This is a genomic window from Vibrio echinoideorum (genome assembly GCF_024347455.1).
In the GTDB taxonomy this organism is placed as follows: Bacteria; Pseudomonadota; Gammaproteobacteria; order Enterobacterales; family Vibrionaceae; genus Vibrio; species Vibrio echinoideorum.
On sequence record NZ_AP025483.1, the window covers coordinates 152,650 to 169,917 of the forward strand.

Here is a 17,268-nt window from a genome sequence, read left to right on the forward strand (position 1 = left end):
ATACTTTTAGATAAGCTTTCCGAATTTTAAAATTTGCTTGGCGACCATAGCATTGTGGACCCACCTGATTCCATGCCGAACTCAGAAGTGAAACACAATAGCGCCGATGGTAGTGTGGGGTTTCCCCATGTGAGAGTAGGACATCGCCAGGCTTTAATTTCGACTTTGTCTATTTAATAGACAAGTCACCATAGAGTTCTAAGTTTTCTTAGTGTTTTATGTTGACTTTCAAAGTGGAAAGCGTATTATACGCGTCCTGCTTAAGTGCTAAGGCACTGAAAGCGTTCTCTTTTTAGAGAACACGCTCTTTAACAATTTAAACCTATCAATCTGTGTGGGCACTCGTTGATGAATATCAAAACGTTATTACTTAGGTAGTAACAGTTACTTCGGTAACAAACTTGATTTCAATGAACTGAGTGACCAATACAAAGTTAAGTTTACTTAATTTTGGCACAGTCAATTCATTACCATTCTGTTGGAATGGTAATAGCTTTAAAATTACACTCTTTATTTATAAAGAATAGTTTTGAAGTCAGTATTCGTTGAGTCACAAAATCTTAAATTGAAGAGTTTGATCATGGCTCAGATTGAACGCTGGCGGCAGGCCTAACACATGCAAGTCGAGCGGAAACGACACTAACAATCCTTCGGGTGCGTTAATGGGCGTCGAGCGGCGGACGGGTGAGTAATGCCTAGGAAATTGCCTTGATGTGGGGGATAACCATTGGAAACGATGGCTAATACCGCATAATGCCTACGGGCCAAAGAGGGGGATCTTCGGACCTCTCGCGTCAAGATATGCCTAGGTGGGATTAGCTAGTTGGTGAGGTAATGGCTCACCAAGGCGACGATCCCTAGCTGGTCTGAGAGGATGATCAGCCACACTGGAACTGAGACACGGTCCAGACTCCTACGGGAGGCAGCAGTGGGGAATATTGCACAATGGGCGAAAGCCTGATGCAGCCATGCCGCGTGTATGAAGAAGGCCTTCGGGTTGTAAAGTACTTTCAGTTGTGAGGAAGGGTGTGTAGTTAATAGCTGCGCATCTTGACGTTAGCAACAGAAGAAGCACCGGCTAACTCCGTGCCAGCAGCCGCGGTAATACGGAGGGTGCGAGCGTTAATCGGAATTACTGGGCGTAAAGCGCATGCAGGTGGTTCATTAAGTCAGATGTGAAAGCCCGGGGCTCAACCTCGGAACTGCATTTGAAACTGGTGAACTAGAGTGCTGTAGAGGGGGGTAGAATTTCAGGTGTAGCGGTGAAATGCGTAGAGATCTGAAGGAATACCAGTGGCGAAGGCGGCCCCCTGGACAGACACTGACACTCAGATGCGAAAGCGTGGGGAGCAAACAGGATTAGATACCCTGGTAGTCCACGCCGTAAACGATGTCTACTTGGAGGTTGTGGCCTTGAGCCGTGGCTTTCGGAGCTAACGCGTTAAGTAGACCGCCTGGGGAGTACGGTCGCAAGATTAAAACTCAAATGAATTGACGGGGGCCCGCACAAGCGGTGGAGCATGTGGTTTAATTCGATGCAACGCGAAGAACCTTACCTACTCTTGACATCCAGAGAAGCCAGCGGAGACGCAGGTGTGCCTTCGGGAGCTCTGAGACAGGTGCTGCATGGCTGTCGTCAGCTCGTGTTGTGAAATGTTGGGTTAAGTCCCGCAACGAGCGCAACCCTTATCCTTGTTTGCCAGCGAGTAATGTCGGGAACTCCAGGGAGACTGCCGGTGATAAACCGGAGGAAGGTGGGGACGACGTCAAGTCATCATGGCCCTTACGAGTAGGGCTACACACGTGCTACAATGGCGCATACAGAGGGCAGCAAGCTAGCGATAGTGAGCGAATCCCAAAAAGTGCGTCGTAGTCCGGATTGGAGTCTGCAACTCGACTCCATGAAGTCGGAATCGCTAGTAATCGTGAATCAGAATGTCACGGTGAATACGTTCCCGGGCCTTGTACACACCGCCCGTCACACCATGGGAGTGGGCTGCAAAAGAAGTGGGTAGTTTAACCTTTCGGGGAGGACGCTCACCACTTTGTGGTTCATGACTGGGGTGAAGTCGTAACAAGGTAGCCCTAGGGGAACCTGGGGCTGGATCACCTCCTTATACGAAGATAGTCACGATGAGTGTCCACACAGATTGATTAGGTTTAGAAAAGTAAAGAGACGAAGAACTCCCAAGTTCTTCAATATCCAGTGTCCCGTTCGTCTAGAGGCCTAGGACACCGCCCTTTCACGGCGGTAACAGGGGTTCGACTCCCCTACGGGATACCATTGGGTCGTTAGCTCAGTTGGTAGAGCAGTTGACTTTTAATCAATTGGTCGCAGGTTCGAATCCTGCACGACCCACCATTCTTTCTCCGCGAAGGAATTAAAACTATCGTGGGCGATTAGCTCAGTTGGGAGAGCACCTGCCTTACAAGCAGGGGGTCACTGGTTCGAGCCCGGTATCGCCCACCATTCTCTAAATATTCTTGGTTATTAAAATGTTCAAACCACTTCTTTTGTCGCTGGTTGGTATGTTTGACCCTGAGAGTCTTTAGAAAATGTGAATTTTAGAACACTGGTTCTTAAAGTCTCATGCTCTTTAACAATTTGGAAAGCTGACTGATTGATTTACTTACGAGTAATTCAATCAAATTTAAAAGTTCTCAATGTTTATCTTTCATTAGATAAACACAACAAACACATTCAAGTGTCTTGTATTCGAATCAATGTTTACATTGATTCACAATTGAGTCCGGCAAACAGTCATTGAGAATTAACCCTTCTTAATGACAACCAAAAACCTTGGTTAGTTGCCATACACTAAGACCCTTTCGGGTTGTATGGTTAAGTGACTAAGCGTACACGGTGGATGCCTTGGCAGTCAGAGGCGATGAAGGACGTAATAACTTGCGATAAGCCCAGATTAGGTAGTAATAACCTTTTGAGTCTGGGATTTCCGAATGGGGAAACCCACGTGCATAAGCACGTATCCTGTTGTGAATACATAGCAACAGGAGGCAAACCGGGGGAACTGAAACATCTAAGTACCCCGAGGAAGAGAAATCAACCGAGATTCCGAAAGTAGCGGCGAGCGAAATTGGATTAGCCCTTAAGCTTTTAATGATGCAGGTGAAGAGTCTGGAAAGTCTCGCAGTAAAGGGTGATAGCCCCGTAACCGACACATCATAATCAGTGAAAACGAGTAGGGCGGGACACGTGATATCCTGTCTGAATATGGGGGGACCATCCTCCAAGGCTAAATACTACTGACTGACCGATAGTGAACCAGTACCGTGAGGGAAAGGCGAAAAGAACCCCTGTGAGGGGAGTGAAATAGAACCTGAAACCGTGTACGTACAAGCAGTAGGAGCACCTTCGTGGTGTGACTGCGTACCTTTTGTATAATGGGTCAGCGACTTAATTTTAGTAGCAAGGTTAACCGTTTAGGGGAGCCGTAGGGAAACCGAGTCTTAACTGGGCGTACAGTTGCTAGGATTAGACCCGAAACCAGGTGATCTAGCCATGGGCAGGTTGAAGGTTGAGTAACATCAACTGGAGGACCGAACCGACTAATGTTGAAAAATTAGCGGATGACTTGTGGCTAGGGGTGAAAGGCCAATCAAACCTGGAGATAGCTGGTTCTCCCCGAAAGCTATTTAGGTAGCGCCTCGGACGAATACTACTGGGGGTAGAGCACTGTTAAGGCTAGGGGGTCATCCCGACTTACCAACCCTTTGCAAACTCCGAATACCAGTAAGTACTATCCGGGAGACACACGGCGGGTGCTAACGTCCGTCGTGGAGAGGGAAACAACCCAGACCGCCAGCTAAGGTCCCAAAGTATAGCTAAGTGGGAAACGATGTGGGAAGGCTCAGACAGCCAGGATGTTGGCTTAGAAGCAGCCATCATTTAAAGAAAGCGTAATAGCTCACTGGTCGAGTCGGCCTGCGCGGAAGATGTAACGGGGCTAAGCTATACACCGAAGCTGCGGCTACGTACCTTAGGGTATGTGGGGTAGGGGAGCGTTCTGTAAGCCGTTGAAGGTGGTCTGTAAGGGCTGCTGGAGGTATCAGAAGTGCGAATGCTGACATGAGTAACGATAAAGGGAGTGAAAAACTCCCTCGCCGGAAGACCAAGGGTTCCTGTCCAACGTTAATCGGGGCAGGGTAAGTCGACTCCTAAGGCGAGGCCGAAAGGCGTAGTCGATGGGAAACGGGTTAATATTCCCGTACTTCTTACAATTGCGATGGGGGGACGGAGAAGGCTAGGTGGGCCTGGCGACGGTTGTCCAGGTTCAAGTATGTAGGCGGGTGGTTTAGGTAAATCCGGACCACTACTAACGCTGAGATACGATGTCGAGCTACTACGGTAGTGAAGTCATTGATGCCATGCTTCCAGGAAAAGCCTCTAAGCTTCAGATTGTAAGGAATCGTACCCCAAACCGACACAGGTGGTCGGGTAGAGAATACCAAGGCGCTTGAGAGAACTCGGGTGAAGGAACTAGGCAAAATGGTACCGTAACTTCGGGAGAAGGTACGCTCTTATCAGTGAAGTCCCTTGCGGATGGAGCAGACGAGAGTCGCAGATACCAGGTGGCTGCAACTGTTTATTAAAAACACAGCACTGTGCAAAATCGTAAGATGACGTATACGGTGTGACGCCTGCCCGGTGCCGGAAGGTTAATTGATGGGGTTAGTCTTCGGACGAAGCTCTTGATCGAAGCCCCGGTAAACGGCGGCCGTAACTATAACGGTCCTAAGGTAGCGAAATTCCTTGTCGGGTAAGTTCCGACCTGCACGAATGGCGTAATGATGGCCACGCTGTCTCCACCCGAGACTCAGTGAAATTGAAATCGCTGTGAAGATGCAGTGTACCCGCGGCTAGACGGAAAGACCCCGTGAACCTTTACTACAGCTTGGCACTGAACATTGAACCTACATGTGTAGGATAGGTGGGAGACTATGAAATTGCGTCGCTAGATGTGATGGAGTCGTCCTTGAAATACCACCCTTGTAGTTTTGATGTTCTAACGTTGGTCCCTGAATCGGGATTACGGACAGTGCCTGGTGGGTAGTTTGACTGGGGCGGTCTCCTCCCAAAGAGTAACGGAGGAGCACGAAGGTGGGCTAAACACGGTTGGACATCGTGTGGTTAGTGCAATGGCATAAGCCCGCTTGACTGCGAGAATGACAATTCGAGCAGGTGCGAAAGCAGGTCATAGTGATCCGGTGGTTCTGAATGGAAGGGCCATCGCTCAACGGATAAAAGGTACTCCGGGGATAACAGGCTGATACCGCCCAAGAGTTCATATCGACGGCGGTGTTTGGCACCTCGATGTCGGCTCATCACATCCTGGGGCTGAAGTCGGTCCCAAGGGTATGGCTGTTCGCCATTTAAAGTGGTACGCGAGCTGGGTTTAGAACGTCGTGAGACAGTTCGGTCCCTATCTGCCGTGGGCGTTGGAAAATTGAAAGGGGCTGCTCCTAGTACGAGAGGACCGGAGTGGACGAACCTCTGGTGTTCGGGTTGTCATGCCAATGGCATTGCCCGGTAGCTAAGTTCGGAATCGATAACCGCTGAAAGCATCTAAGCGGGAAGCGAGCCTTGAGATGAGTTTTCCCTGGCACTATAAGTGTCCTAAAGGGTTGTCGTAGACTACGACGTTGATAGGCAGGGTGTGTAAGTGCTGCGAGGCATTGAGCTAACCTGTACTAATTGCCCGTGAGGCTTAACCATACAACACCCAAGGGGTTTTGTGGACTCAGATATACCAGACCTTGAATGCGTTTGAAGAGAAATACTTTTAAATAAGCTTTCCGAATTTTAAAATTTGCTTGGCGACCATAGCATTGTGGACCCACCTGATTCCATGCCGAACTCAGAAGTGAAACACAATAGCGCCGATGGTAGTGTGGGGTTTCCCCATGTGAGAGTAGGACATCGCCAGGCTTTAAATTAAATCTTTAGGTTGACCGACCTGGGGATATGGACGCTCACTTAGTGAGTTGACCACTGCGGAGTGGTAGTTCAGTTGGTTAGAATACCGGCCTGTCACGCCGGGGGTCGCGGGTTCGAGTCCCGTCCACTCCGCCACTTATTAGAAAAGCCCTGCTAGAAATAGCAGGGCTTTTTTACATCTCAAGAAAAGTGTTTTGTTTTTGGGCTGAATGAGTTCCATAGAGATGTTGTCCTCATTTATCGGCCCTACAAGAAACGCTCCCGCTATACCGGAACATATTAGAAAGCCTAGTCTGACGACTAGGCTTTCGTCGTTTCTAGGCCGATATTTGACGGATTCCTAAAAGGTTTAGCATTATCTTTACGTGTAGGTATCAAAAAGAGCAAAGTCTGAAACGGCAAATAACACCATGCCATCATGTATCAGAAAAACTTGTAAGAATAACGGGGCCTGTTTGTTTAGCTCTGACTAGGTATTGGGTTTTTAACGCTTCCACTGTTTAATTGGCTATTGTTTTTATGTTCGTATTATTTGTGATACACAAAGACAAAGGTTTTAGAGCAAAAACATCTTACTATTCTCTTTCGCCCTAAGTGCTTTTGAAGGGTTTTGTTCAATTGCTTGTAAATCTACGTTTGGCAGATATAAAAACGCCTAGCGTTGCTAGGCGTTGATAAATCACGTTGTAAAATGATTTGCTACAGTATTTGTTTGAGCACTCTGTCTGCTTTTACACGAGTGATTTTTCGAAGCAGCTTTTGTACTTCTATTGGGTAGCTATCTATCTTATCTAACTGCTTGTAAGTACATATAAGCTGAGTATGTTGAAGAATATTATCGACCTCAACTTGGAATTTATCGGTTAGATGGTGGTAGTTATCTTGAATAAAAATACCATTCTCTAGATCCAGTTTCCAAGCTCGAGGATTTAGGTTATTTCCTGTTAGCAACATATAACGCTTATCGACCCATATACCCTTGAGATGGAAGCTATTAGAGTCGTGCTGCCAGAGTCGAATAGATAGATTGCGACTGGCAATATGGGCTTCATTTGCTTTAGCAAAACGACGTAAGTTCAACTCGTAAAGGTAAGGTAGTCCACCAATCGTTTTAAACTCTTCTTCAGGAGAGATAAAGAAATCGTTCGCTGTTTTATCCCCAACAACGATGCTGACCTTTACCCCACGCCTAAGCGCTTTTTTTACTTCTTTCGCTAAACTCGGTGGGAAGTTGAAGTAAGGCGTACAAATAAAGATTTCATCTTTAGCCTGAGCGACAAGTTGATTGATTCCCTGATTCAGGCGGTTACGCCTCTTACCTATACCGACTAATGGTGTCACGGCTACTTGGTCAGGTGAAACATCTTGATTATCGAATTGGTATTGAGATCTTGCCAATGATGCACGAAACTGGCGAATGGCTGGTTTTAGTTCTTTGGTAACAGGTTTGTTCTTATCCGCTAAATCATAAACAGCACTATCTACGACCATTTGTTCGTGCACATAAGCAAACATTGAATCTGCAAGCGCTGCATTGTTTAAAACATGGTAGCGATCAAAGCGATAGCGGTCATGGTAATTTAGATAGATATTGTTAAGGCTTGCGCCACTGTATATTACGCTATCATCGACAATAAAGCCTTTTAGATGCAATACACCGAAAACCTCTTTACCACGAACAGGGATGCCATAGACAGGAACTGAGTACTGATACTTTTCATCAAACTCTTTGTACATTGCTGCATTGCCTTCTGAAGACTCTGCACCAATTAGTCCGCGTTGTGCTCTATGCCAGTCGACACAAACACTCACGTCCAATTCTGGGTTCTTTTGCTTTGCTTCATATAAGGCAGTTAGGATCTCACGGCCAGCCTCGTCATCTTCAAGATACAAAGCGACTAAACTAATACGAGTCGTTGCGCGCGATATCTCATCAAGTAAGCGAGTTCGAAACTCTTGCGCTGATAGTAGTACTTCAAACTTGTCAGGATTCTGCGCTATGGTTGGCAACTGTATGAATGGATTCCTACTGGCAATCATATTGACTGTTTTACCTTAAAAATATGCAAAATTGCGAACCTTTAATTTTACCAAAGGCATAGCATCAAATACTAGATAATCGAGGCATTCTCTAACAATTTTGCTGATAATGCATAGGAATGAGATCTTTTCCGCTATTCGAATAGCGATCGTATAAAACTCTTAAACCATTAGGTAGTTGTTTTGGGTCTATTTGTATGAATTGGTGTCGTGTATAAAAGTTTATGAGATGAGCGTATGCAAAGCAGTAATCGTTTTCTGTCAGTGTATGTTGTGCGCAGTACTCCATAAGCTGGGAGCCTAATTGCTTGCCTCTATGCTGCTTTGAGATCGCCATGCCGGTAAGCAAGCGACTCTCTTCTATCGTTCGAAAGCGTACAACACCGCAAAGATCGTTATTCAGTAATAATGAATAGATCAGTTCACTCTTATTAGCTTTTCCTGTTGGGTAGTGTTCTTTATAGAAACGTTTAACGAGAGGAACCTTTACGGGGTCTAATTGGGTAATGATGACATTGTTCATTCAGTCACTGCGCCACTTGTTTATCTACGGTAGAATGGCTGCAGTGTAAGTTAATTGAATATCATCATGCAATTCCATCTCAATGCTAGTTTAAAAAATGTTCATACATTTTCCATCGATCAGACGTGTGATGCGTTGGTTGAAGTGACAACCATCGAAGAACTGATTTCTGTTTATAAAGACTCTAAATGGTCGGCCTTACCTAAGTTAATACTGGGAAAGGGCAGTAACATGCTTTTTACTGAGCATTTCGCGGGCCTGATAATTGTGAATCAGTTGACGGGGATTACTTTGACCGAGAGAGATAGCCATCACTTATTGCATGTTAACGGTGGTGAAGATTGGCCTAGCTTGGTTGAGTGGAGTGTCGATAAAGGACTTGGTGGTCTAGAAAACTTAGCAATGATACCGGGCTGTTCAGGTTCAGCGCCTATTCAAAATATTGGTGCGTATGGTGTTGAACTACAAGACGTGTGTGAATATGTCGATATTCTTTGCCTGGATACTTATACAGTTAAGCGATTAACCAAAGAGGAATGTCTCTTTGGTTATCGAGATTCTATTTTCAAACACGCTTTATATGGTAAAGCTATTGTTGTTGCGATCGGCTTAGCATTACCTAAAGAGTGGAAGCCATGTAATCACTATGGTCCGTTAAAAAGCCTTCCTGTCGAGACTCTTTCTCCTCGTATTATATTTGATGAAGTATGTGCCATTCGTTCAAGCAAGCTGCCAAACCCTGCTGTGCAAGGTAATGCGGGGAGCTTCTTCAAAAACCCTGTGATCACAAAAGATCATTTTGATCGCTTGCTGCTGCTATACCCGAGCATTGTTGGTTATGAGAGCAATGATATGATTAAAGTTGCTGCAGGATGGCTCATTGATCAATGTCAGTTCAAAGGTGTAATTGAAGGCGGTGCTCAAGTTCATCCAAACCAAGCGTTGGTTATTATCAACTATGACGAATCCTCTGCTGTTGATGTCATTAAGTTAGCCGAGCGAGTACGCCAGTCTGTTTTGGATAAATTTGATATTCGATTAGAACATGAAGTTCGCTTCATGGGGCGAGACAGCGAGACAAACTTAGATAGAGTCTTGGAGGCGTTGGTATGAGAGAGCACAACACTAAGCTTACGTTATTGAGATGCCTTGCCGATGGTGAGTTTCATTCTGGAGAAGCTCTCGGTGAACGGATCGGTGTATCGCGAGCGGCTATCAGCAAGCATATTAAAGGTATTCAAGAGTGGGGCTTGGACATTTATCGAGTGCAAGGTAAGGGTTATAAGCTAGCGAGTCGCTTAGACATGCTCGACCAAGAACGATTATCTGCTGTGAGTCATGATGCTTCTCTTGAGCTGGTTCCTATCATAGGTTCAACAAACCAATACCTGTTAGAGCGTACTAATACCCTTGAGTCGGGTTCAGTCTGCATTGCTGAATATCAAGCTGCGGGTCGTGGTCGTCGTGGACGAGAGTGGATATCGCCATTTGGAGCGAATCTGTATCTTTCAATGTATTGGAGACTTGACGCAGGTATGGCCGCCGCTATGGGGTTAAGCCTTGTAGTTGGTGTTGCTGTTGTTGAAGCTTTGGAAGAGATGGGCGTTGAAGGGGTCAAGCTGAAATGGCCGAATGACCTTTACCACAATGATAAGAAGCTTGCAGGTATCCTCGTGGAACTATCAGGCCAATCTGGTGGTGCTGCCCATATTGTAATTGGCTTGGGGCTTAACCTGTCTATGGACCCAGCAACATCAGGTATTGGCCAGCCATGGACCTCTCTCAAAGAAGTGTGTGATGGAAAAGTACCAGATCGTAATCAACTAGCACAGGCTCTGATTAATGCTTGGGACAAGTCTCTGGTCGACTATGAATTGAAAGGGATGTCGAACTTTGTTGAACGTTGGAATCGCCTAGATAATTTCTTAGGTCGCAACGTAAAGCTTATTATTGGACCTAGAGAAATTGAAGGAACCGTACAGGGCATTAATGAACAAGGGGCTGTACTGCTCAAGACTGAGAATGGTATTGAGAGCTATATCGGTGGAGAAATATCCCTAAGAAAAGGGGATTAAGCTGCTACTATTTTCTTAGTAACACTTCTTCAACCATGTGATCACCACCTTTACGAAGGATGAGGTGAGCCCTTTCTCGAGTTGGAAGGATATTTTGTTCTAAATTCAACCCATTGATTGAACTCCAGATTCCTTCAGCTTTGTCTAATGCAGCCTGGTTTGATAATTTAGTGTAATGGCTAAAGTAAGAGCCTGGTTTAGTAAACGCACCATCACGGAATTTCATAAAACGATTAATGTACCACTCTTTAATCTGTTGGCTGTTTGCATCAACATAGAGTGAAAAATCGAGGAAGTCGGAGATAAAGACTCTATGTGGCTCATGCGGATAGTTCATGCCACTTTGTAAGACATTAAGTCCTTCAATAATAAGCACATCTGGTAAATCTACACACTTCACATCATCGGTAATGTTATAAGTCAGGTGTGAATACACTGGTGCAGTGACATTTCTTTTGCAGGCTTTGACATCAGAGACAAAGTTGACCAAACGCTTGATGTCGTAAGATTCAGGAAACCCCTTCTTACTCATCAACCCTTTCTCTTCCAAAACTTCATTCGGATATAAGAATCCATCTGTGGTGACTAGTTCGACTTTGGGATGATTCTCCCAGCGAGAAAGCAGCGCTTTAAGTAGACGAGCGGTTGTACTTTTGCCAACCGCGACACTGCCGGCAATACCAATGACAAAAGGGGGCGCTTTCTCTTTCTTATCTAAAAACTCATGAAGCACTGAGTTTCTGTTCTGTCTCGCTGCCACATAGAGGTTTAATAGACGAGATAACGGTAGATAGATCTCTACAGCTTCCTCCATTGTGAGCTTTTCATTGATGCCTTGAAGCTCTTTTAAGTCGCTTTCAGAAAGTGTCATCGGAACTAAATTCCTTAGCTCAGACCAACGTGCACGGTCGAATGACATATATGGGCTCATACAAAACTCTATAGTGGATAACAAAACAAGTGCATGGAAAATACATCAAGCGATAGATAAATAAAATATCTTCCTGTATTAGATGCGGGTTAAAGGCAGAAACCTTGAGCTAAATAGCTGTATATAGGAACTTGATAAGATAATTTTTCATTTTTTTTCAATTTACTATTGCAAGGTGGAAAATCATTCAATAAAATGCGCCCCACTTGTGCCGACTTAGCTCAGTAGGTAGAGCAACTGACTTGTAATCAGTAGGTCACCAGTTCGATTCCGGTAGTCGGCACCACTTTCTCCCTTTCCACAAGGTAAGCGAGAGAAAGCTCAAAATTTGGAGGGGTTCCCGAGTGGCCAAAGGGAGCAGACTGTAAATCTGCCGGCACTGCCTTCGATGGTTCGAATCCGTCTCCCTCCACCATATTCTAAAGGTTAAATAGCTCAAGCAGAGTTACGTGTTGCGTGCATCGTATAATGGCTATTACCTCAGCCTTCCAAGCTGATGATGCGGGTTCGATTCCCGCTGCACGCTCCAACTCATTTTGTGTGCTGATATAACTCAGTCGTTAGAGCGCATCCTTGATAAGGGTGAAGCTCCTAGTTTGACTTTGGGTATTAGCACCAGTCTAAAGCTTCTTATCCTTTAATAAAGAAAACTATTTTTTTGGTTGCGTGGTCTAATTTTAAGCCACCTAATCCGTACCTAGAGGGACACCCCATGTCTAAAGAAAAATTTGAACGTACGAAACCGCACGTAAACGTTGGTACTATCGGCCACGTTGACCACGGTAAAACAACTCTAACTGCTGCTATCTGTACTACACTTGCAAAAGTGTACGGCGGTGTTGCTAAAGATTTCGCATCTATCGATAACGCTCCAGAAGAGCGCGAGCGTGGTATCACAATCGCAACTTCTCACGTTGAGTACGATACTCCTGCACGTCACTACGCACACGTAGACTGTCCTGGACACGCCGATTATGTTAAAAACATGATCACTGGTGCTGCTCAAATGGACGGCGGTATCCTAGTTGTTGCTGCTACAGATGGCCCTATGCCACAAACTCGTGAGCACATCCTACTTGGTCGTCAAGTTGGTATCCCTTACATCATCGTATTCATGAACAAATGTGACATGGTTGATGACGAAGAGCTACTTGAGCTAGTAGAAATGGAAGTTCGTGAGCTTCTTTCTGAGTACGAATACCCAGGAGACGACCTTCCAGTAATTCAAGGTTCTGCACTTGGCGCTCTAAACGGCGAAAAGCAGTGGGAAGACAAGATCGTTGAGCTTGCAGAAGCACTAGATTCTTACATTCCACTTCCAGAGCGTGCTGTTGACCTACCGTTCCTACTTCCTATTGAAGATGTATTCTCAATCCAAGGTCGTGGTACTGTAGTTACTGGTCGTATCGAACGCGGTATCCTACGTGTAGGTGACGAAGTAGAAATCGTTGGTATCAAAGAAACTACTCTTACTACTTGTACTGGTGTTGAAATGTTCCGTAAACTGCTTGACGAAGGTCGTGCAGGTGAGAACGTTGGTGCACTTCTACGTGGTACTAAGCGTGATGACGTTGAACGTGGCCAAGTACTTTCTGCTAAAGGTTCAATCAACCCACATACTAAGTTCGAGTCTGAAGTATACGTACTTTCTAAAGACGAAGGCGGCCGTCACACTCCTTTCTTCAAGGGTTACCGTCCACAGTTCTACTTCCGTACAACTGACGTAACAGGCGATATCACTCTACCTGAAGGCGTAGAAATGGTAATGCCAGGTGACAACGTTCAAATGACTGTTGAGCTAATCGCTCCAATCGCAATGGACGAAGGTCTACGTTTCGCAATCCGCGAAGGTGGCCGTACAGTTGGTGCTGGTGTTGTAGCTAAAATCTTTGCATAAGATTTGACGAACCACTAGTAAAAAGGGCATCATTTGATGCCCTTTTTCTTCGCTGAAAAAAGAGTTGGATGTTTTGGCATCAATTTTAGCTCTTAGCAAAGAATTAAACGGTCTTTTTGACTAAAATGACTGTTAGATGTGTTGTTTTGCAACGCAAAGGAATGTGCCCTGCAACAGCGGGGTTATTGTCGTCTATATTTAAGACTTATCACAGGTTGGTTTTATGAAAGCAAACGCTGAAACTCCTGATAGCTCAGGTGCAGCAGATACAATGAAGTGGGTAGTCGCTTTTGTACTGTTGGCTGCTGCTGTTGTGGGTAATTACCTGTATGGTGAATTGTCTGTTGTAATTCGCGCTGCAGGTGTAGTTGTGCTGATTGCTGCCGCACTAGGCGTTGCAGCAACAACAGTTAAAGGTAAAGCTGCGATCGATTTTGCAAAAGAATCTCGTATGGAGATTCGTAAAGTTGTTTGGCCTACTCGCCAAGAAACTATGCAAACTACATTGATCGTTTTAGCTGTATGTATTGTTATGTCTCTAGTGCTTTGGGGAATTGACGGCATTATGGTCCGTTTAGTTTCTCTAGCGACTGGGGTGTAGAGGGTTCTGATTCATGAGTGAAGCTCCAAAAAAACGTTGGTATGTAGTTCAAGCCTTTTCTGGCTATGAAGGTCGTGTATCTCAATCGCTACGCGAACATATTAAAATGCACGACATGGAAGAATTCTTTGGTGACGTTTTAGTACCTACTGAAGAAGTAGTGGAAATGCGTGCAGGTCAACGCCGTAAAAGCGAACGTAAGTTCTTCCCAGGTTACGTATTAGTGCAAATGATCATGAATGATGAATCATGGCACTTAGTACGCAGCATTCCTCGTGTTATGGGCTTCATTGGTGGTACCTCTGATCGTCCAGCACCAATCACTGATAAAGAAGCTGATGCTATCTTGAACCGTCTAGAGAAAGCGAGCGAGTCTCCACGTCCTAAGACAATGTTCGAAGCGGGTGAAGTGGTTCGTGTTAACGATGGTCCATTTGCTGACTTTAACGGTACTGTTGAAGAAGTGGATTACGAGAAGAGCCGTATTAAGGTCTCTGTATCGATCTTTGGTCGTGCAACACCTGTTGAGCTTGAATTTGGTCAGGTTGAAAAACTGGACTAAGACTCGATTGATTTGAGTAAGCTGTTGATAACTATTTAACAAGCTGTTCAAAATAAAAGAGTATAAAAAATCACCTTTTTAGGGTTGTTAAAGGCGCGAATTATGATTATAATTTCGCGCCTTTTTACTTCCTATGAAGTGAAAAGAAATTAATGCAATTAAGGGGAGCTTGCCTCGTGGCTAGCGCATGTACCCAAATATTTAGGAAATATCATGGCTAAGAAAGTTGAAGCTTATATCAAACTGCAAGTTGCAGCTGGTATGGCAAACCCAAGTCCACCGGTTGGTCCTGCTCTAGGTCAACACGGCGTGAACATCATGGAATTCTGTAAAGCGTTTAACGCAAAAACAGAATCTGTTGAGAAAGGTCTACCTACTCCAGTAGTTATTACTGTATACAACGACCGTTCTTTCACGTTCGTAACTAAGACTCCACCTGCTGCTGTTCTTCTTAAGAAAGCTGCTGGCGTTAAGTCTGGTTCTGGTCGTCCAAACACTGAAAAAGTGGGCACAGTAACTGACGCTCAAGTACAGGAAATCGCAGAAACTAAAGCTGCTGATATGACTGGTGCTGACATCGAAGCAATGAAGCGTTCTATTGCTGGTACTGCTCGTTCAATGGGCCTAGTGGTAGAGGGATAAGATCATGGCAAAACTTACTAAGCGTATGCGCGTTATTCGCGACAAAGTTGAAGCAACTAAAGAATACGAAATCAACGAAGCTATTGCTCTTCTTAAAGAACTAGCAACGGCTAAATTCGTTGAGTCTGTTGATGTAGCTGTTAACCTAGGCATCGATGCTCGTAAATCTGACCAAAACGTACGTGGCGCAACTGTGCTACCTCACGGTACTGGCCGTGAAATCCGCGTTGCTGTGTTCACTCAAGGTGCAAACGCAGAAGCAGCTAAAGCAGCTGGCGCAGATATCGTTGGTATGGAAGATCTTGCTGAGCAAGTGAAAAAAGGCGTAATGGACTTTGACGTTGTTGTTGCTTCTCCAGATGCAATGCGCGTTGTTGGTCAACTAGGTACAATCCTAGGTCCACGCGGTCTAATGCCAAACCCTAAAGTTGGTACTGTAACTCCTAACGTTGCTGAAGCAGTTAAAAATGCTAAAGCTGGTCAGGTTCGTTACCGTAACGACAAGAACGGCATCATCCACACTACTATCGGTAAAGCATCTTTCGAAGCTAACCAGCTTCAAGAGAACCTAGAATCACTTCTAGTAGCTCTTAAGAAAGCTAAACCTTCTTCAGCGAAAGGTACTTTCCTGAAGAAAGTAAGCATCTCTACTACGATGGGTGCTGGTGTTGCTGTTGATCAAGCTAGTCTTGATACTCAAGCAAACTAATTTGCTTAGGCGCAGATTTAGTGTATACTTCTGCGCCTAATATTTGTGGTTGGGTGGTTTTTGAAGCAATTCATAATCGTCTATCCCAAGACCGTAGGCGCCGAACCTTTTTAAGGTAAAGCTTAATAAAACCTACGTAGGCGATGTTGTGGTTTGAAATGAATTTATTCATTTTTAAATAACGTCGTAAACGCTCAGTGTATTTTATATTGAGTGCTGTAATCACAACCAGAGGTTAATCCAAATGGCTTTAAATCTTCAAGACAAAAAAGCAATTGTTGCTGAAGTCAACGAAGCAGCCAGTGGTGCACTTTCTGCAGTTGTAGCTGACTCTCGTGGCGTTACTGTTGGCGCGATGACTTCTCTACGTAAACAAGCTCGCGAAGCGGGTGTTTACATGAGAGTTGTTCGTAACACACTAGCACGCCGTGCAGTAGAAGGTACTGAGTATGAGTGTCTACAAGACACATTTACTGGTCCTAGCCTACTTGCATTCTCTAATGAGCACCCTGGTGCTGCTGCGCGTCTTTTCAAAGACTTCGCTAAAGAGAACAAAACATTCGAGATCAAAGCTGCTGCATTTGAAGGCGTAGTTACTGATGCTGATGTACTAGCGACACTACCAACTTACGACGAAGCTATCGCACGCCTAATGATGTGCATGAAAGAAGCTTCTGCTGGCAAGCTGGTTCGTACTATCGCTGCTGTTCGCGACCAAAAAGAAGAAGCTGCGGCATAAGCCTTGCTTTTCACTGGTTGCTATTTAAACTTATTGTTGACTTAAAAGAGAATTGTTATGTCTATTACTAACGAGCAAATCCTAGACGCAGTTGCAGAAATGTCTGTAATGCAAGTTGTTGAGCTTATCGAAGCTATGGAAGAAAAATTCGGTGTTACTGCTGCTGCTGCAGTTGTAGCTGGTGGTGCTTCTGCTGAAGCTGCTGCTGAGCAAACTGAATTCGACGTTATCCTTACTGGCGCTGGCGCAAACAAAGTACAAGTTATCAAAGCTGTACGTGGCGCAACTGGCCTAGGTCTTAAAGAAGCTAAAGGTCTTGTAGACTCAGCTCCTGCAGCGCTTAAAGAAGGCGTTGACAAAGCTGAAGCTGAAGCTCTTAAAGCACAGCTAGAAGAAGTTGGCGCTTCTGTTGAAATCAAGTAATTATTACTTAATTTCCTAGCCGCAAGGCTAATGGCTGGTGGTTTATTAACCACCGGCCTTTTTGCGCTGTAGGGCTATGACGAATTTTCCCGCTGTTTAAATGTCATAGGCTGAGCAAAAAAAATAGTCATTTTTTCGAAATGATTGTTCACTACAGTAAACAGCTGTTT

Annotated in this window: 12 protein-coding genes, 8 tRNA genes and 4 rRNA genes; 21 read left to right on the forward strand and 3 right to left on the reverse strand. The window is 45.0% G+C overall.

The features are described from left to right. Positions 1-36: 36 nt before the first annotated feature. The 8 genes from rrf (OCV36_RS00680) to OCV36_RS00715 all read left to right on the forward strand — a co-directional run bounded on the left by rrf (OCV36_RS00680) (position 37) and on the right by OCV36_RS00715 (position 6,091). A 5S ribosomal RNA gene (gene rrf / locus OCV36_RS00680) occupies positions 37-152 on the forward strand. 410 nt (positions 153-562) lie between these two features. Next, a 16S ribosomal RNA gene (locus OCV36_RS00685) occupies positions 563-2,117 on the forward strand. A gap of 91 nt (positions 2,118-2,208) precedes the next feature. Then, positions 2,209-2,284, forward strand: a tRNA-Glu gene (locus OCV36_RS00690). Positions 2,285-2,286: 2 nt separating this feature from the next. Continuing rightward, positions 2,287-2,362, forward strand: a tRNA-Lys gene (locus OCV36_RS00695). 32 nt (positions 2,363-2,394) lie between these two features. Then, a tRNA-Val gene (locus OCV36_RS00700) sits at positions 2,395-2,470 on the forward strand. Positions 2,471-2,840: 370 nt separating this feature from the next. Continuing rightward, positions 2,841-5,734 (forward strand): 23S ribosomal RNA (locus tag OCV36_RS00705). A 97-nt stretch (positions 5,735-5,831) separates the two neighbouring features. Next, positions 5,832-5,947 (forward strand): 5S ribosomal RNA (rrf, locus tag OCV36_RS00710). Together the 16S, 23S and 5S rRNA genes with 4 tRNA genes alongside form the textbook arrangement of a ribosomal RNA operon. A gap of 67 nt (positions 5,948-6,014) precedes the next feature. Beyond that, positions 6,015-6,091, forward strand: a tRNA-Asp gene (locus OCV36_RS00715). 564 nt (positions 6,092-6,655) lie between these two features. On the opposite strand, the gene pssA is transcribed toward OCV36_RS00715, so the two are convergent. Further along, on the reverse strand, positions 6,656-7,996 hold the full coding sequence (gene pssA / locus OCV36_RS00720) for a CDP-diacylglycerol--serine O-phosphatidyltransferase (RefSeq protein ID WP_102553679.1): 1,341 nt from the start codon (positions 7,994-7,996) through the stop codon (positions 6,656-6,658). Positions 7,997-8,087: 91 nt separating this feature from the next. Continuing rightward, complete coding sequence (locus tag OCV36_RS00725; protein ID WP_102553680.1) at positions 8,088-8,519, reverse strand: GNAT family N-acetyltransferase; 432 nt, start codon at positions 8,517-8,519, stop codon at positions 8,088-8,090. Between the two features lie 66 nt (positions 8,520-8,585). On the opposite strand from OCV36_RS00725, the gene murB reads away from it, so the two are divergent. Together murB and birA are read left to right on the forward strand one after the other, a co-directional pair. Next, positions 8,586-9,632 carry a UDP-N-acetylmuramate dehydrogenase gene (murB, locus tag OCV36_RS00730; RefSeq protein ID WP_135457666.1) on the forward strand — a complete coding sequence of 349 codons (1,047 nt, stop codon included), beginning with the start codon at positions 8,586-8,588 and terminating at the stop codon, positions 9,630-9,632. After that, complete coding sequence (gene birA, locus OCV36_RS00735; protein WP_102553682.1) at positions 9,629-10,594, forward strand: bifunctional biotin--[acetyl-CoA-carboxylase] ligase/biotin operon repressor BirA; 966 nt, start codon at positions 9,629-9,631, stop codon at positions 10,592-10,594. Before murB ends, birA begins: the two co-directional genes overlap by 4 nt. Before the next feature lie 7 nt (positions 10,595-10,601). On the opposite strand, the gene coaA is transcribed toward birA, so the two are convergent. After that, complete coding sequence (coaA, locus tag OCV36_RS00740) at positions 10,602-11,525, reverse strand: type I pantothenate kinase (RefSeq protein ID WP_017076612.1); 924 nt, start codon at positions 11,523-11,525, stop codon at positions 10,602-10,604. Between the two features lie 210 nt (positions 11,526-11,735). On the opposite strand from coaA, the gene OCV36_RS00745 reads away from it, so the two are divergent. The 11 genes from OCV36_RS00745 to rplL all read left to right on the forward strand — a co-directional run bounded on the left by OCV36_RS00745 (position 11,736) and on the right by rplL (position 17,098). Further along, positions 11,736-11,811 (forward strand) — tRNA-Thr (locus OCV36_RS00745). A gap of 44 nt (positions 11,812-11,855) precedes the next feature. Continuing rightward, positions 11,856-11,940: transfer RNA gene (locus OCV36_RS00750), tRNA-Tyr, on the forward strand. A gap of 39 nt (positions 11,941-11,979) precedes the next feature. Beyond that, a tRNA-Gly gene (locus tag OCV36_RS00755) sits at positions 11,980-12,054 on the forward strand. A gap of 13 nt (positions 12,055-12,067) precedes the next feature. Beyond that, positions 12,068-12,143 (forward strand) — tRNA-Ile (locus OCV36_RS00760). A gap of 94 nt (positions 12,144-12,237) precedes the next feature. Continuing rightward, on the forward strand, positions 12,238-13,422 hold the full coding sequence (tuf, locus tag OCV36_RS00765) for an elongation factor Tu (protein WP_135457668.1): 1,185 nt from the start codon (positions 12,238-12,240) through the stop codon (positions 13,420-13,422). A 223-nt stretch (positions 13,423-13,645) separates the two neighbouring features. Then, a complete protein-coding gene (gene secE, locus OCV36_RS00770; protein WP_017073785.1) occupies positions 13,646-14,023 on the forward strand; it encodes a preprotein translocase subunit SecE in 378 nt (125 codons plus the stop codon). Positions 14,024-14,036: 13 nt separating this feature from the next. Then, a complete protein-coding gene (gene nusG, locus OCV36_RS00775; RefSeq protein WP_012605006.1) occupies positions 14,037-14,585 on the forward strand; it encodes a transcription termination/antitermination protein NusG in 549 nt (182 codons plus the stop codon). 213 nt (positions 14,586-14,798) lie between these two features. Then, entirely contained in the window at positions 14,799-15,227 is a 429-nt protein-coding gene (gene rplK / locus OCV36_RS00780) for a 50S ribosomal protein L11 (RefSeq protein ID WP_010435555.1), read from the forward strand. Positions 15,228-15,231: 4 nt separating this feature from the next. Next, entirely contained in the window at positions 15,232-15,936 is a 705-nt protein-coding gene (rplA, locus tag OCV36_RS00785; protein WP_017073783.1) for a 50S ribosomal protein L1, read from the forward strand. 244 nt (positions 15,937-16,180) lie between these two features. Then, a complete protein-coding gene (rplJ, locus tag OCV36_RS00790) occupies positions 16,181-16,675 on the forward strand; it encodes a 50S ribosomal protein L10 (protein WP_017073782.1) in 495 nt (164 codons plus the stop codon). A gap of 57 nt (positions 16,676-16,732) precedes the next feature. Then, on the forward strand, positions 16,733-17,098 hold the full coding sequence (gene rplL, locus OCV36_RS00795; protein WP_004729770.1) for a 50S ribosomal protein L7/L12: 366 nt from the start codon (positions 16,733-16,735) through the stop codon (positions 17,096-17,098). Positions 17,099-17,268 lie beyond the last annotated feature (170 nt).